At 74.6% G+C, this 25,290-nt stretch carries 25 protein-coding genes; 17 read left to right on the forward strand and 8 right to left on the reverse strand.

Annotated elements, in window-relative coordinates:
• Positions 1-200 precede the first annotated feature (200 nt).
• The 5 genes from IF23_RS0124385 (at position 201) to IF23_RS0124405 (ending at position 6,151) form a co-directional block, all read left to right on the forward strand.
• Positions 201-2,366, forward strand: a complete 2,166-nt coding sequence (locus tag IF23_RS0124385; RefSeq protein ID WP_030287179.1) for a hypothetical protein — start codon at positions 201-203, stop codon at positions 2,364-2,366.
• A 138-nt stretch (positions 2,367-2,504) separates the two neighbouring features.
• On the forward strand, positions 2,505-3,470 hold the full coding sequence (locus IF23_RS0124390) for an ABC transporter ATP-binding protein (RefSeq protein WP_051739857.1): 966 nt from the start codon (positions 2,505-2,507) through the stop codon (positions 3,468-3,470).
• On the forward strand, positions 3,467-4,204 hold the full coding sequence (locus IF23_RS0124395) for an ABC transporter permease (RefSeq protein WP_030287183.1): 738 nt from the start codon (positions 3,467-3,469) through the stop codon (positions 4,202-4,204). Before IF23_RS0124390 ends, IF23_RS0124395 begins: the two co-directional genes overlap by 4 nt.
• 61 nt (positions 4,205-4,265) lie before the next feature.
• Positions 4,266-5,486, forward strand: a complete 1,221-nt coding sequence (locus IF23_RS0124400) for a sensor histidine kinase (RefSeq protein ID WP_037679508.1) — start codon at positions 4,266-4,268, stop codon at positions 5,484-5,486.
• Between the two features lie 59 nt (positions 5,487-5,545).
• Positions 5,546-6,151, forward strand: coding sequence for a response regulator transcription factor (locus IF23_RS0124405; RefSeq protein ID WP_030287187.1), 606 nt, complete (start codon positions 5,546-5,548; stop codon positions 6,149-6,151).
• A 27-nt stretch (positions 6,152-6,178) separates the two neighbouring features.
• On the opposite strand, the gene IF23_RS0124410 is transcribed toward IF23_RS0124405, so the two are convergent.
• Both IF23_RS0124410 and IF23_RS0124415 read right to left on the reverse strand, forming a co-directional pair.
• Complete coding sequence (locus IF23_RS0124410; RefSeq protein WP_051739871.1) at positions 6,179-7,036, reverse strand: transglutaminase family protein; 858 nt, start codon at positions 7,034-7,036, stop codon at positions 6,179-6,181.
• Positions 7,033-8,043 carry a GNAT family N-acetyltransferase gene (locus tag IF23_RS0124415; protein WP_030287191.1) on the reverse strand — a complete coding sequence of 337 codons (1,011 nt, stop codon included), beginning with the start codon at positions 8,041-8,043 and terminating at the stop codon, positions 7,033-7,035. Before IF23_RS0124415 ends, IF23_RS0124410 begins: the two co-directional genes overlap by 4 nt.
• 138 nt (positions 8,044-8,181) lie before the next feature.
• Here IF23_RS0124415 and fdxA point away from each other — a divergent pair, with 138 nt between their 5' ends.
• Positions 8,182-8,502, forward strand: coding sequence for a ferredoxin (fdxA, locus tag IF23_RS0124420; protein ID WP_030287193.1), 321 nt, complete (start codon positions 8,182-8,184; stop codon positions 8,500-8,502).
• 149 nt (positions 8,503-8,651) lie between these two features.
• The gene (gene dapC, locus IF23_RS0124425; RefSeq protein ID WP_030287195.1) at positions 8,652-9,746 is read left to right on the forward strand and encodes a succinyldiaminopimelate transaminase; all 1,095 of its coding nucleotides are present in this window, start codon (positions 8,652-8,654) and stop codon (positions 9,744-9,746) included.
• Between the two features lie 76 nt (positions 9,747-9,822).
• On the opposite strand, the gene IF23_RS0124430 is transcribed toward dapC, so the two are convergent.
• Together IF23_RS0124430 and IF23_RS0124435 are read right to left on the reverse strand one after the other, a co-directional pair.
• Complete coding sequence (locus tag IF23_RS0124430; protein WP_030287197.1) at positions 9,823-10,266, reverse strand: hypothetical protein; 444 nt, start codon at positions 10,264-10,266, stop codon at positions 9,823-9,825.
• A gap of 316 nt (positions 10,267-10,582) precedes the next feature.
• Entirely contained in the window at positions 10,583-11,548 is a 966-nt protein-coding gene (locus IF23_RS0124435; protein ID WP_030287199.1) for a VldE C-terminal domain-containing protein, read from the reverse strand.
• Positions 11,549-11,589: 41 nt separating this feature from the next.
• On the opposite strand from IF23_RS0124435, the gene dapE reads away from it, so the two are divergent.
• A complete protein-coding gene (gene dapE, locus IF23_RS0124440) occupies positions 11,590-12,681 on the forward strand; it encodes a succinyl-diaminopimelate desuccinylase (RefSeq protein ID WP_030287201.1) in 1,092 nt (363 codons plus the stop codon).
• Between the two features lie 105 nt (positions 12,682-12,786).
• Positions 12,787-13,545, forward strand: coding sequence for an LOG family protein (locus tag IF23_RS0124445; protein ID WP_030287203.1), 759 nt, complete (start codon positions 12,787-12,789; stop codon positions 13,543-13,545).
• A 43-nt stretch (positions 13,546-13,588) separates the two neighbouring features.
• Here the strand turns inward: IF23_RS0124445 and folP are convergent, their stop codons facing one another.
• Entirely contained in the window at positions 13,589-14,449 is an 861-nt protein-coding gene (gene folP, locus IF23_RS0124450) for a dihydropteroate synthase (RefSeq protein ID WP_030287204.1), read from the reverse strand.
• 164 nt (positions 14,450-14,613) lie between these two features.
• Here folP and IF23_RS32245 point away from each other — a divergent pair, with 164 nt between their 5' ends.
• Positions 14,614-15,117: a DivIVA domain-containing protein gene (locus IF23_RS32245; RefSeq protein WP_051739858.1), complete on the forward strand. Its 504-nt coding sequence runs from the start codon at positions 14,614-14,616 to the stop codon at positions 15,115-15,117.
• Entirely contained in the window at positions 15,114-15,725 is a 612-nt protein-coding gene (locus IF23_RS0124460) for a DNA-3-methyladenine glycosylase I (RefSeq protein WP_030287208.1), read from the forward strand. The genes IF23_RS32245 and IF23_RS0124460 overlap by 4 nt, the downstream gene beginning before the upstream one ends.
• A 50-nt stretch (positions 15,726-15,775) precedes the next feature.
• On the opposite strand, the gene chcB is transcribed toward IF23_RS0124460, so the two are convergent.
• Positions 15,776-16,576, reverse strand: a complete 801-nt coding sequence (gene chcB, locus IF23_RS0124465) for a 2-cyclohexenylcarbonyl CoA isomerase (protein WP_030287210.1) — start codon at positions 16,574-16,576, stop codon at positions 15,776-15,778.
• Positions 16,577-16,908: 332 nt separating this feature from the next.
• Between chcB and IF23_RS33095 the strand changes: the two genes are divergently transcribed.
• Entirely contained in the window at positions 16,909-17,076 is a 168-nt protein-coding gene (locus tag IF23_RS33095; RefSeq protein WP_003985072.1) for a DUF3117 domain-containing protein, read from the forward strand.
• A 196-nt stretch (positions 17,077-17,272) separates the two neighbouring features.
• On the opposite strand, the gene IF23_RS0124475 is transcribed toward IF23_RS33095, so the two are convergent.
• On the reverse strand, positions 17,273-17,956 hold the full coding sequence (locus IF23_RS0124475; protein ID WP_030287211.1) for an O-methyltransferase: 684 nt from the start codon (positions 17,954-17,956) through the stop codon (positions 17,273-17,275).
• Between the two features lie 165 nt (positions 17,957-18,121).
• On the opposite strand from IF23_RS0124475, the gene sigE reads away from it, so the two are divergent.
• From sigE to IF23_RS0124500, 5 genes are all read left to right on the forward strand, one after another.
• Positions 18,122-18,889, forward strand: coding sequence for an RNA polymerase sigma factor SigE (gene sigE / locus IF23_RS0124480; RefSeq protein ID WP_107127007.1), 768 nt, complete (start codon positions 18,122-18,124; stop codon positions 18,887-18,889).
• Positions 18,886-19,779, forward strand: coding sequence for a zf-HC2 domain-containing protein (locus IF23_RS0124485; RefSeq protein ID WP_030287213.1), 894 nt, complete (start codon positions 18,886-18,888; stop codon positions 19,777-19,779). Before sigE ends, IF23_RS0124485 begins: the two co-directional genes overlap by 4 nt.
• Before the next feature lie 596 nt (positions 19,780-20,375).
• Positions 20,376-22,634, forward strand: a complete 2,259-nt coding sequence (locus IF23_RS0124490; RefSeq protein ID WP_425423881.1) for a S1C family serine protease — start codon at positions 20,376-20,378, stop codon at positions 22,632-22,634.
• Positions 22,635-22,747: 113 nt separating this feature from the next.
• Positions 22,748-23,224 (forward strand): sec-independent translocase, encoded by a 477-nt coding sequence (locus IF23_RS0124495; protein ID WP_030287215.1) that lies wholly within the window; start codon positions 22,748-22,750, stop codon positions 23,222-23,224.
• A gap of 179 nt (positions 23,225-23,403) precedes the next feature.
• Complete coding sequence (locus IF23_RS0124500) at positions 23,404-24,045, forward strand: hypothetical protein (protein WP_030287216.1); 642 nt, start codon at positions 23,404-23,406, stop codon at positions 24,043-24,045.
• A gap of 75 nt (positions 24,046-24,120) precedes the next feature.
• Here the strand turns inward: IF23_RS0124500 and IF23_RS0124505 are convergent, their stop codons facing one another.
• Positions 24,121-25,281, reverse strand: a complete 1,161-nt coding sequence (locus tag IF23_RS0124505) for an Mrp/NBP35 family ATP-binding protein (protein ID WP_030287218.1) — start codon at positions 25,279-25,281, stop codon at positions 24,121-24,123.
• Positions 25,282-25,290: the final 9 nt, after the last annotated feature.

Consider the following 25,290-nt stretch of genomic DNA (forward strand, 5'->3'; position numbering starts at 1 on the left):
GACATATGCCGTGGCGCACGGGGTGAGTTGACCGTGCGCCGGGGGTTCCCCCGTCGTCGTGGTCTTCCCGTGCTCCACGGGTACCCCTGTGCGGCGGCCAGTATGGTGGTGCGCGCCGCCGCGCCGCCCTCGGGGCGCCCCCCGGGACGAGACCCGAGATCACCTCTGACGAGCGGCGGAGCCAACCGGGAGAACCTGCTTTGAGTCGTGAATCTGACAGTTCGTCCTCCGGCCCCCAGGGCCGGGGCAACGCCGTCTATCCCTCGGGAACGCCGCCGTACGGCACCCCCAGGGGAGAAGGCGAGGCGGCGACCGGTGCCGCCGCGCAGCCGGAGGAGCAGAAGACCGAGACCACGCTGACGACGCGGATCAAGATCAACATTCCGGGCTCGCGGCCCATCCCGCCCGTCGTCGTGCGCAAGCCCGTGGGTGAGGAGTCCGGCATGAGTGCAGCGACCGGAGCGAACGGCACGTCAGGGGAGGGCGGCGCGCCCGCTCCCGACGCGGCGGCGGACGAGGCGGGCGGACCGCCCCGGCTCCCGCGCCGCTCGCCCGCCGCCCAGCGCCCCGGCGGCGCCGCGGCCCGGCCCGGCGCCTCGTCCGGCTCCGGCGACGGCACCAGTTCCTGGTTCGCCCCGCGCAAGGGCCAGAGCGCGTCCTCGACGACCGGCTCGCACCCGGCGCCCGGCGCCTCGTCCACGACGGGCTCGCACCCGGCGCCCGACGTCTCCTCGACGACCGGCTCGCACCCCGCGCCCGGCGCCTCGACCACCACCGGCTCGCACCGCGCGCCCGGTGCGCCGGACGCGGGCGGCGCCGCGCCGTCCCGGCCGGACCTGCCGTACTTCTCGGACGCCCCGGCCGGTGGCGCCGAGCCGTCCGGCGGCGACCCGCTCGGGCTCTCGCCGTTCGACGGCGGCGGCCGCCCGGCCGGAGAGCCCTCGCCGTTCGACGCCCCGGCGCCCGGCGCCGCCTCGCCGTTCGACGCGCCCGCCGCTGACCTGAGCCCGTTCGACACTCCCGCGGCGAAGGCGCCCAGCGGTCCCACCACCGGGCCCGCCCGCGGCCGGAGCGCGGTCACCCTGCCGCCCGGCTTCAGCGACCCGGCCGCGGGTGAGACCGCGCCGACCGGGCCCGGCACCGGTGCCCCGGCCGGGATCACCGGCGGTCTCGCCGCCGGTCCGGCCGCGGCTCCGAAGCCCGCACCGGCCAAGGGCCCCAAGGGTTCCGGTCCCCGCTCCGGCGGCCGGGGCGCCGGTGACACGCTCGTCGGCGGTATCCCGAAGGTCCCGTCGGCCGACGGCCCGTCGGCCTCGGGCACGAACGGCAAGGACGGCAAGAGCGGCAAGGACGGCAAGAACGCCGCCCCCGCGCCGCTGCCGAAGATCCCCGAGCCGATCAACCCGCCCAAGAAGAAGGGCCGCAACAAGCTGGTCCTGGCGGGCGTCGGAGTCGTCGTCCTCGCCGCGGTCGCCTACGGCGCCGGGCTGCTCCTCGACCACGCCGACGTCCCCAACAACACCACCGCGCTCGGTGTACCGATCGGCGGACAGGCCAAGGACGAGGCGGTCAAGAAGCTGGAGACGGCGCTCAAGGACCGCACCGACCAGCCGCTGAAGCTCACCGTCGACGGCGCCGAGCAGAGCCTCGACCCGGTCAAGGCGGGGCTGGGCGTCGATGTGCAGGCCACCGTCCGCAACGCCTCGGGCCGGGACTACAACCCGGTCTCCGTCATCGGCTCGCTCTTCGGCGTCGCCCGTACCGCGCAGCCCGCGATGACCACCGACGACGAGAAGCTGCAGATCGCGCTGGAGCAGGTCGCCGGGGGCTCCGGCGGTACGCAGCCGGGCGAGGGCGGCATCACCTTCTCCGGCGGCCGGGCCGTGCCGCACTACGGCAAGCCCCACAAGGCCGTCGACGTCGCCGCGTCCAAGACGAAGGTGGCCGACGCCTACCGTGAGCGCGTCGCCACCGGCACCCAGCCGACGCTGACGCTGGCCGCCTCCACCCAGGAGCCGAAGGTCTCCAAGGAGGCGGTGGACCGCGCGCTCAAGCAGTTCGCCGAGCCCGCGATGTCCGGCCTGATCACCGTCCGCACGGACGCCGCGCACACCGTGTCGTTCAGCCCGGAGAAGTCCATCCCGAAGTTCCTCTCCTTCCGGCCGGGCGCCGACGGCAGCCTCGTCCCGTACTACGACAAGGACGCCCTCCAGGCGCTCTACGGCGACACCTTCAACGGCGTCCTGCTGACGAAGGGCGACGGCAGCAAGAAGCCGGTCACCCCCGCCGAGGTGGCCAGCGCCGTGCAGCTGGCGCTCCGGGGCACCACGCCCGCCGAGCGGGTGCAGACCATCGGCGCGGGCTGACCCCGTACCGTCTGCGACGAGGCCCCCGGGGCGGCTCCCACCGAGCCGCCGCGGGGGCCTCGCCCATGACAGATGTCATGGCGGACTGCGGACGGCCGACACTGCCGCCGACCCCCCTTCTGCGGCGAAGCTTGAGGCATGACGACAACCTCAACCACCGCACCGGCCGCCGCGCGCCGGTCGGACGCGGCCCCCGTGGTCAGCTTCCGCGGGGTGACCAAGCGGTACGGCGCGGTGCGCGCCGTGGACGGCATCGATCTGGAGCTGCACCCGGGCGAGACGGTCGCCCTGCTCGGCCCCAACGGCGCCGGTAAGTCCTCCACCCTCGATCTGCTCCTCGGGCTGCGCGCCCCCGACTCCGGCACCGTCGACCTCTTCGGCACCACCCCGCAGCGGGCCATCGCCCAGGGCAGGGTCGGCGCGATGCTGCAGAGCGGCGGGCTGATGCAGGGCGTCAAGGTCCGCGAACTGGTCGGCCTCGCCCGGGACCTGCACCCGCGCGCGTACCCGCTCGACGCGATCCTGCGCGCCGCCGACCTCACCGACCTCGCCGACCGCATGGTCGACAAGCTCTCCGGCGGCCAGCAGCAGCGGGTCCGCTTCGCCCTCGCCACCGCCGGTGCCAACGATCTGATCGTGCTGGACGAGCCGACCACCGGGATGGACGTCTCGGCCCGGCAGGCGTTCTGGGGCACCATGCGCGCCCAGGCGGCGGCGGGCCGCACCGTCCTCTTCGCCACGCACTACCTCGAAGAGGCCGACGCCATCGCCGACCGGGTGATCGTGCTGCACCGCGGCACCGTCCTCGCCGACGGCACCGCCACCGAGATCAAGGCCCGCGCCGGGGCCCGCCGGATCGCTTTCGACCTGGACACCGCCGTGGACGGCGCGGCGCTGCGCGCGCTGCCCGCCCTCACCGCGCTGGAGGTCTCCGGCCGTACCGTCCGCATCCAGTCGCACGACGCCGACGCGACCGTCCACGCGGTCTACGGCCTCGGCCTCTACCCGCGGAACCTGGAGGTCGCCGGGCTCGGCCTGGAGCAGGCGTTCCTCGCGCTGACCGCCGCCACCGACGACGCCACCGCCGGGGAGGCGGGACGATGACCACCCTGATCCTGCTGGAGATCCGCCGCGCGCTGCGGAACAAGAAGTTCATGTTCTTCTCGGTGATCTATCCGCCGGGGCTCTACCTGATCATCGCGGGCGGCGCAGACGGCGCCCGGATGCCCGGGATGCGGCTCGACATGGGGATGTACTACATGGTCGCGATGGCCGCCTTCGGCGCCATGACCGCCGTCCTCCTCGGCAACGCCGAACAGATCGCCAAGGAGCGCGAACTGGGCTGGGTGCGCCAGCTGCGGCTGACCGCGCTGCCCGGCCGCGGCTACGTCGGCGCCAAGATCGCCGCGGCGGCCACCGTCAGCCTGCCGTCGATCGTGCTGGTGCTGCTGGCCGGTGCGGTCGTCAAGGGGGTCCGGCTGGAGGTCTGGCAGTGGGCCGCCATCGCGCTCTCCACCTGGCTCGGCAGCTTCGTCTTCGCCGCCCTCGGCGTCGCCATCGGCTACCTCGCCACCGGCGACGCGGTCCGCCCGATCAGCATGCTCTGCTACTTCGGCCTGGCCTTCCTCGGCGGCCTGTGGATGCCGCTGACGATCCTGCCGCAGTGGGTGCAGAACCTCGCCGACTACGTCCCCACCCACGCCTACGCCGCGCTGGGCACCGCCATCGAGGGCGGCACCGGACCGCATCCGAAGGACGTCGCGGTCCTCCTGGTATATCTGGCGCTCTTCGTGAGCGGCGCGGCGTGGCTGTACCGCAAGGACACCCGGAAGGCATGACGACGTGACGACGGAGCGCGGGCCCCGGGCGCCCGGGACGGACGACGACATCCCGATCCGGATGGGACAGCCGGCCCGGACCCGGCGGCAGGCGGTCTCCAAGGCGCTGTGGATCAGCGTCTGGATGCTCTACCTCGCGGGCCCGGTCGCCGACCTCTTCACCGGCTCCGCCCCGCTCACCACCCGCGTCCTGGGCGCCGTCGGCCTCGCGGTGTACGTGGCGCTCTACTTCGCGCTGGTCTTCCGCCACATGTGGCGGGGCGTCACGGTGCGGGCCGTCTACCCGCTGCTCGTCGTGCTGCTGGCGCTCTCCGTCGCCCTCGTCTGGAACCTCGGCCCCAACTGGCTGGTGCTCTTCATCTTCACCTCGGTGGCCACCGGCGTCGTGCTGCCGTGGGAGCACGCCCGCTGGGCCGTCCCCGCCGTCACCGTCGTCCTGCTGACCGTCGGCCTCCGCTTCCCGGAGGTCCGCGGCTACTACCTCCTGGCGTACGGCCTCCCGGCGCTCGGCACCGGCTACACGATGATCGGCGTGCAGTACCTGATCCGTACGACGAAGGAGCTGCGCGCCGCACGGGAGGAGGTCGCCCGCCTCGCCGCCAACGACGAACGGCTGCGGATGGCCCGTGACCTGCACGATCTGCTGGGCCACTCGCTCTCGCTGATCACGCTCAAGAGCGAGCTGGCGGGCCGGATGCTGCCCGGCCGCCCCGAGGACGCCGCGGCGCAGGTCGCCGACATCGAACGGGTCGGCCGACAGGCCCTGGTGGACGTCCGCGAAGCCGTCACCGGCTACCGCAGGCCCCGCCTCGCCGTCGAACTGGCCGGGGCCCGCGCCGCGTTGCGCACCGCCGGGATCACGGCGGACGCCGACCCGGCCCTGGAGCGGGACCCCGCGCTGCCGGAGCCGGTCGAGTCCGCGCTGGCCTGGGCGCTGCGGGAGGCCGTCACCAACGTCGTCCGGCACAGCGGCGCCCGGCGCTGCACCCTGCGGCTCACGGAGGAGCGCGACCCGGACGGCGTGCCCGCGCTGCGGCTGACCGTCGCGGACGACGGCGTCGGCGCGGCGCGCGGCACCGCCGAGGGCAACGGTCTCGGCGGTCTCCGCGAACGGCTCGCGCTCAGCGGCGGCCGGTTGGAGACGGGCCCGGGCGACGGCCGGGGCTTCCGGCTCGCGGCGGTCGTACCGGTGCCGGCCGAGGGGACCGTCCCCGACGGGGGCGGGGACGGCCCGGCGGACGGGGCCCCCGCGGCGCCGCCCGCACCGGGGACGGCGCGGTAGCCGGGGCGGGCGCGGGTCCGTGCCCCGGCCCGCCGCCGCGCTCCCCGTAAGCTGGCCGCATGATCCGTCTGCTGCTCGCCGAGGACCAGTCCATGGTCCGGGAGGCGCTCGCCGCGCTGCTGGAGCTGGAGGACGATCTCCGGGTCGTCGCCCAGGCGTCCCGGGGCGACGAGGTCGTCGAGCTGGCCCGGGAGCACGCCGTCGACGTCGCGCTGCTCGACATCGAGATGCCCGGCATGAGCGGTCTGGACGCGGCCGCCGCCCTGCACACCGCACTGCCCGGGGTGCGGATCGTCATCCTCACCACCTTCGGGCGGCCCGGCTATCTGCGCCGCGCGATGGAGGCGGGCGCCGCCGCGTTCCTGGTCAAGGACGCCCCGGCAGCCCGCCTCGCGGAGGCCGTCCGGCGGGTGCTGGGCGGTGAGCGGGTCATCGACCCGGCGCTCGCGGCCGCCGCGCTCGCCGACGGCGTCAGCCCGCTCACCGACCGCGAACGCGAGATCCTGATCCGCGCCGACGAGGGCGGCACCCAGGCGGAACTGGCCCGCCACTTCCACCTCTCGCAGGGCACGGTCCGCAACCACCTCTCCAACGCCATCCGCAAGACCGGCGCCCGCAACCGCGCCGAGGCGGTCCGCACGGCCCGCGAGAAGGGCTGGCTCTGAGCCGGTCCGAAGGACCCGGCGGGCGCCTCAGTTGAGCAACGCCCGGACCTCCGCCGCGCGCCCCCGCACCGTCTCCGCCGTCGCCGCGTCCACCGCCTCGACCACCCGGGCATACTCCTCCAGCTCGGCCGCGCCCTCCAGGAAGCGGCCGCAGTTCACCAGCGCCTGGGCGCGGTCGTGGCGGAGCCGGGCCGGGTGGCTGGGGAGCAGCAGGGCCAGTTCGACCGCCCACAGGCCCACCGGGCCGTGCTCGGGACGGGCCTGCGCCCAGGCGCGGATGTTGTTCAGGATCCGCGCCACGGTCTCCAGCGGATCGGCGGGCAGCAGCATCGGCGCCTCCAGCGCCACCCCGGCGCCCGCCACCAGCTCCGTCGCGTCCGCCTCGGTGAGCAACCGGCCCCCGGCGAACGGATCGGCCAGCACATGCGCCCCGCGCGGATCGCCGAACCCGACGACGTAACGGCCCGGCAGCGCCACCCCGTACACCGGCGCCCCGGCCCGCCGGGCGACCTCCGTCCACACCACCGACAGCAGGATCGGCAGCCCGCGCCGCCGCCGCACCACCTCGTGCAGCAGCGACGACCCCAGCCGCCGGTAGTCGGCGGGCACTCCGCCGAACCCCAGGCGGCGGCCGAGGAGTTCGCCGACGTTACGGGCCCACGCCGTCGGGCCGCCCTCCGGCGCGAACGGCAGCTGCCCGGCCAGGGCGTCCAGTTCGATCTCGACGGCGTCCATGCCCGCCTCGTCCAGCGCCGGATCGGCCTCCGCCGCGATCAGCAGACAGAGCAGCACCAGATCGGGCCGCTCGGCCCGCGCCTCCTCGGCGAACCGCCGCCGTCGCGCCCGCGCCGCCTCCTCGGACCCGCCGGGCCCGCCCCCGCTCAGGGCGCCACCGCCGCGGGCGCGGTCCGGTAGTGGTAGCCGTGGTGGTCGGTGAAGCCCAGCCCGTCGTAGAGCCCGAGCGCCGCCGCGTTGTCCGCCTCGACCTGGAGGTACGCGGCCGACGCCCCCTCGTCCAGCGCACCGGCGGCGAGCGCCGCCATCACCAGCCGGGCCAGCCCCCGGCGCCGCGCCCCGGGCGCCACCTCGACCGCCGCGAACCCGGCCCACCGGCCGTCCACCACACAGCGCCCGATCGCCTCCGCACCGCCGTCGGCGCCCTCGACCGTCGCGAACCGGACCGACGGACCACCGGTCAGCACCGCCCGCGCCTCGGGCACCGGCCCACCCGCCCGGTGGTAGCGCGCCAGCCATGCCGCGTCCGGCTCCCGGCTCAGGCGTACCCGGGTCAGGTCGGCGCCGGTGTCGGCCAGCGGCGCCAGCGCAGCGGTGCGTACCAGGGTGTGGCCGGACGCCGTCCAGCCGCGCCGCTCCAGGGCACCGGCCAGTTCCTCGGCGGTGTCCGGGCGGCCGGTGGTGACGGCGACGACCGGCGGCAGGGTGCGCTCGGTGTACCAGCGGACGGTGTGCGCCAGCGCCTCGTCCAGCGGGACACCGGGGTCGCCGAGCGGCAGCACCGAGTTGGCCCGCCGGGTGAAGCCGCCGGACGCCCGCAGTGTCCAGCCGCCGAGACGTTCGGTCTCGACCGCCGGCCAGCCGCGGGCGGCCACCTCCGTCAGTTCCCGGACATCCGCGGCCGGGCCCCGCCGCCGGGCCGGGGTCGCGGGCACCACCTTCGCCGCGACCAGCAGTTCTTCCGCGATCCGGACCTGCTCGCCATTCCTGCGTGTGATGATGAGCACACCCTCGGTCCAGGATGTGAGCACCCCGACCGCGTCCGTGAACGCCCACTGACCTGCACTGTCGTCCGTACGGCGCCGGACCGATACCCTTTTGCCCACGTCAGCATGGGTGATGCGAACTTCAGCACGACCGTCGGTCATGAATTCCACCGCTCTTCCCGCCCCTCTTGTTCGTCTCGTGCCCGGGAACGGAGATACTAGGTGCGGGCATCGACGACGCCGCGCTCCCGCGCGCCCTGCGGCGGCCTGCCAATCGGTCCGCCGGCCCTACCGAGGAGGAACGACAGCGTGACCTACGTCATCGCGCAGCCTTGTGTCGACGTCAAGGACAAGGCATGCATCGAGGAGTGCCCCGTCGACTGCATCTACGAGGGCTCCCGGTCCTTGTACATCCACCCGGACGAATGCGTCGACTGCGGGGCCTGCGAGCCGGTCTGCCCGGTCGAGGCGATCTTCTACGAGGACGACACCCCTGACGAGTGGAAGGACTACTACAAGGCGAATGTGGAGTTCTTCGACGAGCTGGGCTCGCCCGGTGGCGCCAGCAAGCTCGGCCTGATCGAGCGCGACCACGCCTTCATCGCCGCGCTGCCGCCGCAGAACCAGTAAGCGGTCCACCGCGGCGCCCCGAAGGTCTCGTACGGCACCGACGCCGTGCGGGGCCTTCGCGCATTTCCGGGTCCGGCGCGCATACCGTGACCGGACCCGGCCCTCGCGCCGACGTCCCGGACGTCACCCCGCACCAGAAAGAGAGCATCGTGGGCGCAGTCTCCTCCCTCCTGCCGGTCTTCCCCTGGGACCGCCTGGAGCCCTACAAGGCCACGGCCGCCGCACACCCCGACGGCATCGTCGACCTCTCCGTCGGCACCCCCGTCGACCCGGTGCCCGAGCTGATCCGCGCGGCGCTGACCGACGCCGCCGACAGCCACGGCTATCCCACGGTCTGGGGCACCCCCGCGCTCCGCGACGCCCTCACCCGCTGGGCCACCGACCGCCTCGGCGCCCGCGGGCTGGAGCACACCAACGTCCTGCCGGTCGTCGGCTCCAAGGAACTGGTCGCCTGGCTCCCCACCCAGCTGGGCCTCGGCCCCGGCGACAAGGTCGCCTACCCGCGCCTGGCCTACCCGACGTACGAGGTCGGCGCCCGCCTCGCCCGCGCCGAACCGGTCGCCTACGACGACCCGACCGACCTCGACCCGGCCGGGATCAAGCTGCTCTGGCTGAACTCGCCGTCCAACCCGACCGGCCGGGTCCTCACCGCCGACGAGCTGCGCACCGTCGTCGCCTGGGCCCGCGAGCACTCCATCCTGGTCGTCAGCGACGAGTGCTACCTCGAACTGGGCTGGGAGGCCGACCCGGTCTCCGTGCTGCACCCGGACGTCTGCGGCGGCTCCCACGAGGGCCTGGTCGCGGTGCACTCGCTCTCCAAGCGCTCCAACCTCGCCGGTTACCGCGCCGCGTTCCTCGTCGGCGACGCCGCCGTCCTCGGTGAGCTGCTGCAGATCCGTAAGCACGGCGGGATGATGGTCGCCGCGCCCGTCCAGGCGGCCACCGTCGCCGCGCTCGGCGACACCGCGCACGTCGCCGAGCAGCGCGAGCGTTACGCCCGCCGCCGCAGCGCGCTGCGCTCCGCGTTCGAGGCGGCCGGGTTCCGCATCGAGCACAGCGAGGCGTCGCTCTACCTCTGGGCCACCCGCGACGAGCCCTGCTGGGACACCGTCGGCCACCTCGCCGAGCGCGGCATCCTCGTCGCCCCCGGTGACTTCTACGGACCGGCCGGTGACCGCTTCGTCCGGATCGCCTTCACCGCGACCGACGAACGCGTCGACGCGGCGGTCCGCCGACTCGCCTAGCGCACAGGCCGAAGGGGCCCGGGGAGCGTGAACTCCCCGGGCCCCTTCGTGTGGTCCGGCGCCGGTACGGCCGCCGTCAGCCGCCGACGGGGAGCCCGCCGAGCAGGCCCTTCGCCGCCGGGAGGGTACCGGCCGCGCCCTTGACCGCGTCGGTGGGCAGCGTGTCCGTGGAGAGACCGTTCTTGCCGGTCTTGCGGAGGACGGTGCCGACGGAGTCGGCGGTGCGCTGGGTGGTCGGGGCGGCCCGCTGGATCACCGGGGCGGCGGTGTCCGCCAGCGCCGGGGCGAGCTCCTGCGCGGCCGCGCCACCGGCCTCGTTCACCACGCCGACGCCTTCGTGCGCGACCGTGTCGAGGGTCTCGCTGGTGTGCTGCGAGTCCAGGGTGGTCAGTCCGCCCAGGTCGGTCGCGCTCGGCAGGGGCGCGGCGGTCGCGGCACCGGCCGCGCCGACCACGGGTGCCGCGCTCGCCGCGACCAGCAGGGCGGCTCGGGCGATCCGGCGCGTAACGGGGAGGGACATGGTGCTCCTTCGACGGAGGGGGCGCGTACTTCTGACAGCTGGGCACCGAGGTGCCGAGTCCGCCGGGCGGACGGACGCCCTGACTACCGCGTCAGCCCTCCGAAGGTTGCGGTGAAGTCCGGTAAAGAATTGATAACGCGTCACATAATCCGCCGTGCCGAAAGGCGGGCAATATGCGCATCCGGCCGCCTCCCGCGATACGGCCGAAACCCTTGTGACGTAAGGGAATCGCGCTTCCCCGGCCGCCCACCGCGGAACAACACGCGCGCCGCCGCCGGGGATTGACGGGCGTGCCCCGATGGAGGGAAGCGCCGGACTACTGCCCGGTGGTGATCCGTACGGCCGCCGCCCCGGAACCGCCCGCGCCCGCGGTGCGCTGCCAGCCCGCCGCCGCGTCGGACGCCTGCCAGCTCCGCCCGGCGTAGGAGACCTGTTCGACGCCCAACTCGGCGGAGTGGGCCACCGACCAGAGCGCCACCTGCCAGCCGCGCCGCGCCGCGTCGCCCCCGGAGCCCGCCACCGGCACCGTCACCGTCCGCCCGGGCGCACCCTTCGCGTCCCCGGCGCCCTTGGTACCCGCCGCGGGCAGCACCCCGGCGCCGAACTCCCGCACCAGCCGCTCCCGCACCCCCGTGGCGCCCCTGGCGTCCGCCGTCCGGGCACCCGCGCCGCCCCCGGTGTCCGCGCCGTTCGCCGGGCGCGGCACCACACAGGACAGAGCCGCGCCCCGGCGCCCGGTCAACGCGTCCGCCAGCAGCGTCGCGTCCGTCTCGTGCTTCGCGTACGCCAGCGGATAGCCGCTGCGCTGCACCCGCTGCGCCGACTCGGTCAGCGGCAGCCGCTCGTAACCGGGCACCTTCACCAGATGCGCGTAGAACTCCCCGGCGGCGTAGACCGGGTCCATGATCTGCCGGGAGGTGCCCCAGTCCTGCGAGGGGCGCTGCTGGAAGAGGCCGAGGGAGTCCTTGTCGCCGTGGTCGAGGTTGCGCAGCCCGGACTCCTGCATCGCCGTCGCCAGCGCGATCGCCACCGCCCGCGGCGGCAGCCCCCGCGCGGACGCCACCGCCGAGATCGTCGCCGCGTTCGCCGCCCGCTCCGGGGTCAGCTCCAGCGCCGTCCCGCCGTCCGCCGCCGCCACCGCGCACCGCGGCTCACCGGGCCCGCCGCCCAGCTGCTGCACCGCGAGATACGCCCCCGCGCCCAGCACCGCGGCCACCGCCACGGCGGTACGCCACGGACGCCGCCGACGGGCGGACGAGGGGGAGGACGAGGTGACCTGCACACCACCCACGGTAGCGAAGCACGGCGGATAGGGTTGAGAACATGGACCGCTCCACAGACCACCCCGCCCTCGACCTCTCGCTCGACGCCGCGGAGCTGACCGCGTGGCTCGTCGACTTCCCGTCCGAGAGCGGCGACGAGAAGGAGCTCGCCGACGCCGTCGAGCGGGCGCTGCGCGCGCTGGACCACCTCACGGTCGACCGCCACGGCAACAACATCGTCGCCCGTACGCACCTGGGCCGCGCCGAGCGGGTGGTGCTCGCCGGTCACCTCGACACCGTGCCGATCGCCGACAACGTCCCCTCCCGCCTCGACGACGAGGGCTATCTGTGGGGCTGCGGCTCCTGCGACATGAAGTCCGGCGTCGCCGTCCAGCTCAAGATCGCCGCGACCGTCCCCGAGCCCAACCGCGACCTCACCTTCGTCTTCTACGACCAGGAAGAGGTCGCCGCGCACCTCAACGGTCTCGGCCACGTCGCCGACGCCCACCCGGACTGGCTCGCCGGTGACTTCGCCGTCCTGCTGGAGTCCTCCGACGGCGAGGTCGAGGGCGGCTGCCAGGGCACGCTCCGCGTCCTGCTGCGCACCACCGGTGAGCGCTCCCACTCCGCCCGCAGCTGGATGGGGGCCAACGCGATCCACGCCGCCGCCCCGATCCTCGGCAAGCTCGCCGCGTACCAGCCGCGCCGCGCCATGATCGACGGGCTGGAGTACCGCGAGGGCCTCAACGCCGTCCGCGTCGAGGGCGGCGTCGCCAACAACGTCATCCCGGACGCCTGCACCGTCACCGTGAACTTCCGCTACGCCCCGGACCGCACCCCCGAAGAGGCGCTGGCGCACGTCCGGGAGGTCTTCGCGGACTGCCCGGTGGACGAGTTCGTCGTCGACGACCACTCCCCGGGCGCCCTGCCGGGTCTCTCCCACCCGGCGGCCAAGGCGTTCATGGACGCCGTCGGCGGCACCGCGCGCCCCAAGTTCGGCTGGACCGACGTCTCCCGCTTCAGCGCCCTCGGCGTCCCCGCGGTGAACTACGGCCCCGGCAACCCGCTCCTCGCCCACAAGCGGGACGAGCGGGTCCTCGCCGAGCGCATCGGCCACTGCGAGGAGCGGCTGCGCGCCTGGCTGACCAGCTGACGCGGTCCCCGGCGGCGCGGGTCCCGGGCGGGCGCAGCGGTCCGCGCCGCCCGCCGCGGGATCTACGCTGAAGCCGCAACGATCTGTCAGCGGAGGGAGCACGACATGGCCAGTCCCGAAGGAGCAGCGGCCCCCGAGGAGCAGCGGCTGGGTCCCGTACTGCGCCGTCACGACCAGGTGCAGCACAGCACCACGGACCAGCGGCTGCTGGACTCCGAGGGCTCCTCCGAGTGGGTGCACACCGATCCGTGGCGGGTGATGCGCATCCAGTCGGAGTTCGTCGAGGGCTTCGGCGCGCTCGCCGAACTCGGCCCCGCGGTCAGCGTCTTCGGCTCCGCGCGCACGCCCCGCGACTCCGCCGAGTACGCGACCGGCGTGAAGCTCGGCCGGGCGCTGGTGGAGGCCGGTTTCTCGGTGATCACCGGCGGTGGCCCCGGCGCCATGGAGGCGGCCAACCGCGGCGCCCGCGAGGCCGGCGGCACCTCCGTCGGCCTCGGCATCGAGCTCCCCTTCGAACAGGGCATGAACGAATATGTGAACCTCGGGGTCGATTTCCGGTACTTCTTCGTCCGGAAGACCTGCTTCGTGAAGTACGCCCGGGGCTTCGTCGTCCTGCCCGGCGGGCTCGGCACCCTGGACGAGCTGTTCGAGGCGCTCACCCTCGTCCAGACCCGGAAGGTCACCCGCTTCCCGATCGTCCTCTTCGGCACCGCCTACTGGAGCGGACTGGTCGACTGGGTCCGCGGGACGCTGATCGCCGAGGGCAAGGCGTCCCCGCGCGATCTGGAGCTGTTCCACCTCAGCGACGACGTGGAGGAAGCGGTCGCACTGGTGACGAAGGAAGTCGGGCCGGGCGTGCGCTGACGCCGCCCGCGGGGCCGCCGGGGCGCGGCCCCGCCCGGGCCGGTCAGGCCAGCCCGCGCCGGGCGACCGCCGGTGGCCGGTGACCGGCGATGGAGGCGACCATGTCCAGCACCTGCCGGGTCTCGGCGACCTCGTGGACGCGGTAGACCTGCGCCCCCAGCCAGGCGGAGACGGCGGTGGTCGCCAGGGTGCCGAGGACGCGCTCCTTGACCGGCCGGTCGAGGGTCTCGCCGACGAAGTCCTTGTTGGAGAGCGAGACCAGCACCGGCCACCCCGTGTCGGTCATCTCGCCCAGCCGCCGGGTCGCCTCCAGGCTGTGCCGGGTGTTCTTCCCGAAGTCGTGCCCCGGATCGATCATGATCCCGTCGCGCCGGACGCCCAGCTCCACGGCGCGCTCCGCCAGACCCAGCGTGACGCGCAGGATGTCGGCCATCACATCGTCGTACGCGACCCGGTGCGGGCGGGTGCGCGGTTCGGCGCCCCCGGCGTGGGTGCAGACCAGGCCCGCGCCGTACCGGGCGGCGACCTCGGCGAGCTTCGGATCGACCCCGCCCCAGGCGTCGTTGAGGACATCGGCACCGGCCTCGCAGACCGCCGCGCCGACGTCGTGCCGCCAGGTGTCGACGCTGATGATCACGTCCGGGTGGCGCCGCCGCACCTCCGCGACGAAGCCGACGGTGCGCCGCGCCTCCTCCTCGGCGGTGACCTCCTCGCCGGGACCGGCCTTGACGCCGCCGATGTCGATGATCGCGGCGCCCTCGGCGACGGCCTGTTCGACGCGGGTGAGCGCCGCCTCGTCCCGGAACGTCGCCCCCTGGTCGTAGAAGGAGTCCGGGGTCCGGTTCACGATCGCCATGATCACCGACTCGTCCGCGCCGAACTCGCGTTTCCCCAGCCGCAGCATTCTCACTCCTTCTCGGTGGTCCGCCAGCGACCTTACGTCCTCGCCCCGACCGGCAGCGGGCGCACGGCGCCCGGCACCTTCTCCGGCGTCGCCGTCGGTGCGGACGGTGACTGTCACACCCGCATGGCACGATCGGGGCAGGTGCATCTTCCGGGGAGTTGGTCGTGTTCTGGTTTCTGCTGATCGCCATGGTCGTGGTGGTCGCCGTGGTCACTCTGGTCGTCGTCGGCGGCGAGCGCGGCGGGCTGCGCGACGCCGAGCCGGAGCAGCTGTACGACCCGCTGCCCCAGGAACGCCCGCTGACCCGCGCCGACATCGACGCCGTACGCTTCGCGGTCACCGCCCGCGGCTACCGCATGAACGACGTCGACGACGCCCTCGACCGCATCGGCGCCGAACTCGCCGAGCGGGACGCCCGGATCGCCGAACTGGAGGCCGCGCTGGCCGGTTTCCACGCCGCCTCCATGGGCGCGCCGGAGCTGATCCGGGGCGACGGGGCGGCGGACGGGACGGCGGACGAGGCGCCCGCCGAGGGGGAGGACCCCGGCGCCACGGGGGAGGCCGACGGGAGCGGGGAGACGGCGCCGCCGCAGCCGCGGCCGGAGGGCGAGCGGCCCGGTGCGCGCGGCGGTGCGACCGCGGCGCCGGAGTCGGAGGGCCGGTCATGACGGGCGTGGTGAGCGCCCCGGACGGCGTCCCGCGCTGCCCCTGGGGCATGGAGTCCGAGAAGATGGCCGATTACCGGGCGTACCACGACACCGAGTGGGGCCGCCCGGTCCACGGCGACGACGCGCTCTTCGAGCGGATGTGCCTGGAGGCGTTCCAGTCCGGGCTGTCCTGGATCACGATCCTCCGCCGCCGCGAGGGGTTCCGCGCCGCCTTCGCCGGGTTCCGCATCGCCGAGGTCGCGCGCTTCACCGACGCCGACGCCGAACGGCTCCTCGCCGACCCCGGCATCATCCGCAATCGCGCCAAGATCGCCGCCACCCTCGGTAACGCCCGCCTCGCCGCCGCGCTGGCCCCCGGCGAGCTGGACGCCCTGATCTGGTCGTACGCCCCCGAGCGGACCGGCCGGGCGGCGCCGCGCACGGTCGCCGACATCCTGCCGGTCACCCCGGAGTCCACCGCGCTCGCCAAGGACCTCAAGAAGCGCGGCTTCCGCTTCGTCGGCCCGACCACCGCCTACGCGCTGATGCAGGCGTGCGGCCTGGTCAACGACCACCTCGCCGACTGCCACGCCCGGGAGGCGACGGAGCGGGCGGCGGCCACCGGCTGAGCCCGGGGCCGCCCCGCCCGGGACGGGCCGGGCGGGGCGGCGCGCCCGGGTCAGCGCCCCAGGTAGACCGGCTTCTCCTTCTTCACGAACGCCTCGACGGCGATGCGGTGGTCCTCGGAGGCACCGGCCCGCGCCTGGAGTTCCTCCTCCTTGGCGAGCGCCTCGTCCAGCGTGTGCCCGGCGCCGAAGGCCAGCGACTCCTTGAGCGCCGCGTAGGCGACGGTCGGCCCGGCGGCGAGCTTGCGGGCGACGGCCGCGGCGCGGTCGGCCAGCTCCGCGGCGGGCACCACCTCGCTCGCGATGCCCAGCGCGTACGCCTGCTCCGCGTCGATGCTGCGCGGGAAGAGCAGCAGGTCGGCGGCGCGACCGGGGCCGACGACGCGCGGCAGCGTCCAGGACACCCCGGAGTCGGCGGTGAGCGCGACCCCGGCGAAGGAGGTGTTGAAGGACGCCGAGTCGGCGACGATGCGGTGGTCGGCGGCGAGGGCGAAGCCGAAGCCCGCGCCCGCCGCGACACCGTTGACGCCCGCCACCACCGGCTTCGCCATCCCGGCGATCGCGGTGACGATGGGGTTGTAGTGCTCACGCACGGTGCTCATGGTGGCGCCGTCGCCGCTCTCCCGGTCCGCGGCGAGCAGCCCGATGTGCTCCTTGAGGTCCTGGCCGACGCAGAACGCGCGGCCGGTGGCGGTCAGCAGGACGGCGCGGACGGCGGAATCCGCCGCCGCCTCCCGCAGCCGCTCCCGGAGCGCCACCTTCGCGTCGATGTTCAGGGCATTCATCGCGTCGGGCCGGTTGAGGGTGATCGTGGCGAGTCCGTCGGTCACGTCGTAGAGCACGCTGTCGGCCATGGGTGGGGATCCCTCCGTCGCGGGTGGCGCCGCCCTTCCGGGGCGGTCAGCGCTCAGGATGCCGGAGATCATCACCCCCCGGCATGTGACGTACGTCAAAGATTGAGGGTTACCCGGGGTGCGCAGGGTGGCGCAGTATCGCAGGCCACTCACCGAATTGCGGCGGTTTGGGGGAGCGCGTTGCCGAAGGGAAGCTGTCCGATGTTGGTCATCGGGTCGTTCGATGCGGGATAATGGCCTGGAAGCAATGTGTTCGATGCCGGTGACGCGTGCCGAGATGCGGCCGTCGGCTTTCGGCTGAGGATGAGCTGGTTTCAGGAAGGGGAACGAGCATGGCGGCCATGAAGCCGCGGACGGGTGACGGCCCGCTCGAGGTGACCAAGGAGGGGCGGGGCATCGTCATGCGCGTTCCGCTCGAAGGCGGCGGGCGACTCGTCGTCGAGCTGACACCCGACGAAGCAAAGGCCCTGGGTGAGGCCCTGGAGAAGGTCACCGTCTGAGAGGGCGGCCCGAACTGCTGCGGTTCCCCGGGGCGCTGACCCCTGGTACCCCCAGCCGATGATCAAGGCCCTGGCGGGCGCGCCTCGTGCGCTCCCCGCCGGGGCCTTTCGTCGTACGGGCGGCCGGACGCGGACCGGCGGAGGCGGGGTACTCCAGGACGGGCGCGGGCGGCGGTGCGGCCCCGTGCCGGGCGGGTCAGCCGCGTTTGACCGCGCAGAGCAGACCGTCGCCGACCGGCAGCAGCGACGGGACGAGTACGGAACTGTCCCGGACGGCGCGCAGCAGCTCGCGCAGGCGCAGCACCTCGTCGGGCTGCTCACCGGAGTCGACGGTGCGGCCGTCGGCGAAGACGCCCGCGAAGCAGACCAGCCCGCCCGGGCGCAGCAGCCGCAGCGCCTCCGCGAGGTAGTCGGTGCACTCCGCCCGATCGCCGTCGCAGAACACCAGGTCGTAGCCGCCGTCGGCGAGGCGCGGCAGGACGTCCAGCGCCCGGCCCGGGATGAACCGCGCGCGGTTCCCGGCGAAGCCCGCCTCGCGGAACGCCTGCTTGGCGAAGGTCTGCCGCTGAGGTTCGAGATCGACGGTGGTGAGCACGCCGTCCGGCCGCATGCCGTGCAGGAGGTAGATGCCCGACACGCCCGTGCCGGTGCCGATCTCGGCGATGGCCTTGGCGCCGGCGGTGGCGGCGAGCATCCGCAGGGCGGCACCGGTGGCGGTCGACACCGTACGGATCCCGGCGTCGCGGGCGCAGGTACGGGACCAGCGCAGGGCGATGTCGGTGGCGTCGTCGATGGTCCCGGCGCCGTACGCCTCGGCGAATGCCAGGCCCGTCTGCCGGTTGCCGGTAATGGCCCTCTCCTGTCCCCGTAGTTGACGCAACGGTGACTGTATCCGCTGCGTGCGGGAACCCGCAGATGGGACCGGGCGTTAACGGGGGACAGGGGGGATGCGCGGGTGAAGACCGACGGAGACGTGAAGCAAGCACAGAAGCAGGACCAAATGCAGGTCAAAACTGCTTATCCGGAGCTAACGGGCGAGGTGGATATGGTAGGGGCTCTACTGGACACCACCAGAGCCACCAGGGGAGGTGCGGCTGCGACGGGTGACCGCCGAGGGCGCAGACGCCTACGACGGCCGTTCGCCGAGCCGAAATCCGTGACCGACACCGCTGACCGTCTCCGCACCCACCACTCCGCTCCTACCGCGACCTTCGCCTCAGACGCGGACGCGCAGGCGTGGACTCCCCCCAGCTGGGAGGAGATCGTCAGCACCCACAGTGCCCGGGTCTACCGCCTCGCCTACCGCCTCACCGGCAATCAGCACGACGCCGAGGACCTGACCCAGGAAGTCTTCGTCCGGGTCTTCCGTTCGCTCTCGACGTACACGCCGGGCACATTCGAGGGCTGGCTGCACCGGATCACCACCAACCTCTTCCTCGACATGGTCCGCCGCCGCCAGCGGATCCGCTTCGACGCGCTGGGCGACGACGCCGCCGAGCGGCTGCCCAGCCGCGAGCCGTCGCCGCAGCAGCACTTCAACGACACCCACTTCGACGCCGACGTCCAGCAGGCGCTGGACACCCTGGCGCCGGAGTTCCGCGCCGCCGTCGTCCTCTGCGACATCGAGGGCCTGTCGTACGAGGAGATCGCCGCCACGCTCGGCGTGAAGCTCGGCACGGTCCGCAGCCGGATCCACCGTGGCCGCTCGCATCTGCGCAAGGCGCTCAAGCACCGCTCCCCGCAGGTGCGGGCCGAGGAGCGCGAGCAGCGGGCGCTGGCCGCGGTGTCCACCGGGGAGGTCGGAATCGCGTGAGCCCCATTGGCGGTGCTTCCCCCGCCGAGCAGCATCTCGGTGACCGCCTCGCAGCCCTGGTCGACGGCGAGTTGGGACATGACGCGCGGGAGCGGGTGCTCGCGCACCTGGCGACCTGCGGACGGTGCAAGGCGGAGGCCGACGCCCAGCGTCGGCTCAAGAGCGTCTTCGCGCAGACCGCGCCACCCGGCCCCTCGGAGGGGCTGTTGGCGCGGTTGCAGGGGCTGCCCGGAGGAGATCCGGACGGCCCCGGCGGCGGCCTGGGCGCCTTCGGACGCGCCGAGTTCGACCGGGACGGCGGCGGCTTCGGGTACCAGCCCTCCGCCGGTGCGCACCCGGCCGAGCTGCGCGCGCCCCGGCAGCGGGGTTTCCGTATCCACGAGAGCGAGCGCGAGCGCCCGGCGGCGCCGCGCCGCCGGTTCGCGTTCGCCGCGGCCGGAGCCGTCTCGCTGGCCGCCCTCGCGCTGGGCGGCACCCTCCCGCTGGAGGCCGCGATGGATCAGCCGGGCCGTCAGGACGGCACCGGCACCACCGTCGTCCCGCTCAGCGCCACCCCGGTCGCCGGTAGCGACCCGCTCCGCGACGCCGGACTGCTGACCTCCGGCGGCGTCGCCGGTCCGGTCGCCTCCGCGACACCCGGGCCCACCGGTCTGTACGGCCCCTCCGCCCCGCCCTCCTCGCCTCCGGCCCGGATACCGTCCGGCGGCCGGTTCGGCCCGTTGATAGCCCCGCCCGACCAGGACGGCGACGGGCGGCCGACGCCGCTGACCGTCGGCACCGCCCGCGCCCCGGGCCCGTACACCCCCGCCACCGGGGAGCTGCGCCCGCTGATCGGCTCCGCGGTGCCTCCCACCCCCGCTCTCCACCCGCCCGCCGCTGCTCCGCGCTGACCACCGCCTGCGCTCTGTCACCGGGAACTGGTTGAATCGCTGCGGGGCGGTGCGTGTCGTCGACACGCGTACGGTCCACGAGGCGGCGGTGGCCCGCGCGGGTGCGGGCGAATGGTGGGGAGAGCATGGACGACGGTACGGCCACCGGGCCGAAGCTGAAGTGGTGGAGCCGACCGGGACGCACCCCCGACCCGCAGCCCCACCCCGGAGCGGGTCCCCAGCCCCAGCAGGTGACCACGGAGGGTGAAGCCGTGCCACCGCCGGGGCCTGGCGCTGCGGGTACCTCGCCGGTCCCCGCCGCTGCGGGCACACCGCCGGTGCCGGGCCCGCAGCCGGTTGCCCCGGGCCCGGCCCCCGCTGCCCCGCAGCCGGTCGTCCCGGCCCCGGCCGGTCCGCAGCCGACTGCCGTCAGCGGGTCGCAGCCCGGTGTCCCGGCTGCCGCCGGTCCGCAGCCGATGCCCGTCGGTGCGGCGGGGCCGCGGCCGGACGCCTCCGGTACGGGCGGCCCGCAGCCCGGCGCCGCGCCCGGAGCCCAGTCCGGTACGCCGGTTCCGTACGAGCCGCAGTCCGCGTCGATTCCGTCCGAGCCGCAGTCCGTGTCGGTCCCGTCCGAGCCGCTGCCCGAGTCGGTCCCGTCCGGGCCGCAGTCCGCGTCGGTCCCGTCCGAGCCGCTGCCCGCGAGTCCGGCTTCCGCCGGTCCGCAGCCGGTTGCCGCCGCGGTGCCGCAGCCTGCCGGTTCGGTCTCCGCCGGGCCGCTGCCCGAGGTGGCCGCTCCTGCCGAGGCGCAGCCGGTCGCCGTGTCCGGGCCGCTGCCCGACGCGTCCGTTCCGGCCGAGCCGCAGCCGGTCGCCGCGTCCGGGCCGCTGCCCGACGCGTCCGTTCCGGCCGAGCCGCAGCCGGTCGTCCCGTCCGGGGCCGAGGCGCAGACCGTCGTCCAGCCCGACGACGCATGGCCGCCGCCGGAGCCGCTGGCCGCCACGCGCGTGTCGGTGACGGTGCCCGCAGCCGGGGCCCCGGCGACAGGCGCCCCTGAGCCCACGGCGACGGCAGCTCCCGCAGCGGAGGCTGCCCCCACGGCGGAGGCTGCCCCCGCGGCAGAGGCTCCCGCACCCGCCGCCCCCGCGCCGCTCCCGGCCGCGACCCCCATGGCATCGCCCGAGGCCGAGGCGTCCGGGGCCGGGGCCGGGGCCGCGACGCTCCAGCTCACCAAGGTCGAGCCCGAGGTGGCGCACGCGGCGGGGGGCGGGGCGCCCGCCGTGGCCGACGGGCCGCGTCATCCCAAGGACCCGTACGGCACGCCGCCGTACGGGGACCCGGGGCCGTGGGCGCCCGCGCCGCCGGTGCAGCGGCCGGTGACGACCCCGGCGCACGGCACCCCGCTGCCGCCGCCCGGCGCGGCGCCCGTCCACGGTTCCGCCGCGCCGCCGCTGCCGCCGCAGGCGCCCTACGTCGACCGGCCGCTCCCCGCCGAGCGGCCCGTGGCGCCGCAGCCGTATCCGCAGGGCGGGAACGGTACCGACGGCGGCGGGTTCGTCCCGCGGCCCGGTGACGGCGGGCCGCGGTCCGCGGTGGCGCGCAGCGCCGCGCTGCCGGTGGCCGACGCCCCGCTCCCGCCCGAGCGGCCCGTTCCGCACCCCGACGCGTCCGGGGACCACGGCCGCCTCGTCCCGGCGCACCCGGGCGGCGCCTGGCAGCAGTACGACCCGTGGAGCCCGCCGGGGCAGGCCGCGCAGCCGCCGGTCCGGCGGGCCCGGCGCGGTCCGCTCGTCGTCGGCGCGGTGGTGTTGGCGCTGCTCGCGGGGGGTGTGGGCGGCGCCGTCGGCGTGTACGTCGAACGCCACGGCGGGCCCGGCGACATCATCCTGCCGCAGGCCGACGAGGCGCCCGCGCCCCGCGATCCGCACAGCGTCGCCGGGATCGCGCAGTCCGCGCTGCCCGGTGTCGTCACCCTCCATGTGCGGGGCAACGCCGAGCAGGGCACCGGTACCGGCTTCGTCCTCGACCGGCAGGGCCGCATCCTCACCAACAACCACGTCGTGGAGCCCGCCGGGAACGGCGGCGAGATCTCGGTGACGTTCAGCGGCGGGCAGACCGCCAAGGCGCGCGTGGTGGGCCGGGACAGCGGCTACGACCTCGCCGTCGTCCAGGTCGACAACGTCTCCGGGCTGCACCCGCTCGCCCTCGGCAACTCCGACGCGGTCCGCGTCGGCGACCCGGTGGTGGCCATCGGCGCACCGTACGACCTCGCCAACACCGTCACCGCCGGGATCATCAGCGCCAAGCAGCGGCCCATCACGGCGGGCGGTGAGAAGGGTGACGGCAGCGATGTGTCCTACGTGGACGCGCTGCAGACGGACGCGCCGATCAACCCGGGCAACTCCGGCGGTCCGCTGGTCGACGGCGAGGGCCGGGTGATCGGGATCAACAGCGCCATCCGCGCGGCCGACGGCTCCAGCCCGGACGGCACCACCCAGGGCGGCAGCATAGGGCTGGGCTTCGCCATACCGATCAACCAGGCCAAACGGGTCGCCGAGGAGCTGATCAACACCGGCCGGGCCACCCACCCGGTCATCGGCGTCACGCTGGAGATGGAGTACCCGGGCGACGGCGCGCGGGTCAGCGGCGTCGCCAAGGACGGCCGTAACCCGGTCACCCCGGGCGGTCCCGGCGCCAAGGCGGGGATCAAGGGCGGGGACGTCATCACCCGGCTGGACGGCGCGCCCGTCCACAGCGGCGAGGAGCTGATCGTCAAGATCCGCAGCCACCGGCCGGGCGACGCGCTGACGCTGACCCTGCGCCGCGGCGGCAAGGACCGTACCGTCCATCTCACGCTCGGATCGTCGGGCACCGGCTGACGTTTGCACGGTGTTGGCGCGGGTGACTCCCGTGCGACGCGTGGGGCCAGGTACCGTGAGGGGTGGCCTGGCCCCGGGCCGATGAGCGGCTGCGGACAACCAAGGAGCTGAAGGTGTTCTTCGACATAGGACCCCTGGAGCTGGTGGCTCTCGTGATCCTCGGTGTGCTCATCTTCGGCCCGGACAAGCTCCCCAAGGTCATCCAGGACGTGATGGGCTTCATCCGCAAGGTCCGGGCGTTCTCGGACAGTGCCAAGGAGGACATCCGCAGCGAGCTGGGCCCGGAGTTCAAGGACTTCGAGTTCGACGACCTGCGCCCGAAGAACTTCGTCCGCAAGCACGTCCTGGAGAAGGACGAGTACGGACTGAAGGACCTCCAGGAGATCCGCGAGGGGTTCGACCTCAAGCAGGAGATGGCCGACGTCACCGACGCGGTCCGCAGCTACGACGACGCCTCCTCCGGCGCCGGGCGGCCGAACCTCTCCAAGGACGGCGGATCGGCCTCCGGCGGCCGTATCGACCTCTCGAAGAAGCCCTCCGGCGGGCTGGCCCCGGGCGAGCGTCCGCCCTTCGACACCGACGCCACCTGAGCCGACGTCCTCCGCCCGGTCCGCGGCACGCTCGCCCACCGGGCGGATGTCGCATGCCGTGGGCACGCCCTTGCGCTCTGTCCCGCCCGGTCACTGGCTATGCTCCCGGTGTCCGGGGTGAGGACGCCTGAGGGGGGCGGGCCGCCCACGACACAGGGCAACGAGGAGGCTCCGCGCAGATGGAGACGGTGAGTCGGGCTGCGGCCCAGTCGGATACGGCCGACGCGGGGCGGAAGGTCGACGGCTATCTGCTGGCGGCCTTCCCCTGGTACGGCCTCGATGAGGCGTTCACCGGGCCGCGCTGGCTGCTGCGGGTCGGCGCCGCCGCCGACGGCACCGTCGAACACGGTGCGACCGGGCACGGCGAGGAGCCGACCATAAAGACCGAGACGCCCAAGGACGAGCGGTTCACCGTCGTGGTGACGGTCGCCGGGCGTCCGGTGCGGCGCAGCGGCGACGGCACCGGCGTGCTGGACGCCACCTCCGTCTCGACCGCCGCCTGGCTGGCCGGGTCCGGGCTGCTCGCCCACACCTGGCCGACGACGATGGACCGCGCGCTGCGCCAGGACTGGCTGGACCAGCAGACCGCGATCGCCTGGGAGCTGGCCGACGACCTCGACGGCGAGGGCTGGAGCGAGCTGCTGCTGCCGGTCGACGGCGAGCCGACGCCGTTCCGCTACCGCGAGTCCGCGTACGGCTGGGTGCTGGCCGGTTCGGCGGGCGACGGGGACGGGGTGCACATCGGCGCGTACGGCCGGGGGATGAGCGCGTACGGCCTGGGCTTCGGGGTGATCGCGGACCTCGCCGCGTACGAGGGCTGAGCACGGCTGCGCCGAGGGGCGGACCGGAGATCCCCGGTCCGCCCCTCGGCGCTGTGGCGGGCGGCCCGCCGCGGGTCAGAACTTGTTGCGCGGGGTGATCCCCAGCGACATGCCCTGGAGACCGCGCTGACGGCCGCCGAGCTTGCCGGCGATGGCGCGGATCGCGGCGCCCGCGGGGGAGTCGGGGTCGCTCAGCACCACCGGCTTGCCCTCGTCGCCGCCCTCGCGCAGCCGGACGTCGATCGGGATGGAGCCGAGCACCGGCACCTGCGCGCCGGTCGTCCGCGTCAGGCCCTCGGCGACCCGCTCGCCGCCGCCGGTGCCGAAGACGTCGACCATCTCGTCGCAGTGCGGGCAGGGCAGCCCGGACATGTTCTCGACCACGCCGACGATCTTCTGATGGGTCTGCACCGCGATCGACCCGGCCCGCTCGGCGACCTCCGCCGCGGCCTGCTGGGGCGTGGTGACGACGAGGATCTCGGCGTTGGGGACGAGCTGCGCCACGGAGATGGCGATGTCGCCGGTGCCGGGCGGCAGGTCGAGGAGGAGGACGTCGAGGTCGCCCCAGTAGACGTCGGCGAGGAACTGCTGGAGGGCGCGGTGCAGCATCGGGCCGCGCCAGACCACCGGGGCGTTGCCGGGTGTGAACATGCCGATCGAGATGACCTTCACACCGTTCGCCGACGGCGGCATGATCATGTTCTCGACCTGGGTGGGACGGCCGTCGGCGCCCAGCATCCGCGGGACGGAGTGACCGTAGATGTCGGCGTCCACGACACCGACCTTCAGGCCGTCCGCCGCCATCGCCGCGGCGAGGTTGACCGTCACCGACGACTTGCCGACGCCGCCCTTGCCGGAGGCGACCGCGTAGACGCGGGTCAGCGAACCGGGCTTGGCGAACGGCACCTCGCGCTCGGCGGTGGTGCCGCGCAGCGCCGCCGCCAGCTCCTTGCGCTGCTCGTCGCTCATCACGTCCAGCTCGACGCTGACGCCGGTGACGCCGTCGACGCGGGCGACCGCCTCGCGGACGTTGGAGGTGATCGTCTCGCGCATCGGGCAGCCGGAGACGGTGAGGTAGACGACGACCGCCACCGCGCCGTCCGCCGCGATGTCCACCGATTTGACCATCCCCAGTTCGGTGATGGGGCGGTGGATCTCGGGGTCGTTCACCGTCGCGAGCGCGTCGCGGATCGCGTCCTCGCTCGGCGCGGCGCCTGGGGGCGTGTCGGTAGCCATGCCCCGATA

This window comes from Streptomyces catenulae (assembly GCF_000718015.1).
GTDB lineage: Bacteria > Actinomycetota > Actinomycetes > Streptomycetales > Streptomycetaceae > Streptomyces > Streptomyces catenulae.